General features: G+C 74.4%; 1 pseudogene. It reads left to right on the plus strand.

From position 1 onward, the window contains the following. Window positions 1-248: pseudogene (locus KJP73_RS01340) on the plus strand (metallophosphoesterase); the annotation flags it as partial. Window positions 249-390: the final 142 nt, after the last annotated feature.

Raw genomic sequence — 390 nt, forward strand, 5'->3', positions numbered from 1 at the left:
AGAACGAGCCCCGGATCGGCCCCCTCAAGGGCACGGCCGAGATGACGATTCTGCGCTGGGACCCGCAGACGCGCCGGATCATCGACTGGCAGCTGGTGGAGATCGGCACGGACGCCACCGCGACGGTCCACGATCCGACGCCGTGGCCGGTAGCGGTCCCGGATCCCGACCCGGACGCCGAGACGGGCCCGGACGCGGACGACGCCGGCACTCCCGCGCAGGACGTGACCGAGCCCCCGGACGGCTGACGCCGGGCCGCGACCAGCCCGCGTCGTCACATCCGTCCGGGACGTGAGACGAGGGCCCGGGACCCGTGCCCGAGCCCGTCCCGCCGTGCCACACTCACGCCCATGACCACCGCGCTCGTGATGTGCCGCACCTCGCGGCCCA

The organism is Cellulomonas hominis, from assembly GCF_901521055.1.
GTDB lineage: Bacteria > Actinomycetota > Actinomycetes > Actinomycetales > Cellulomonadaceae > Cellulomonas > Cellulomonas endometrii.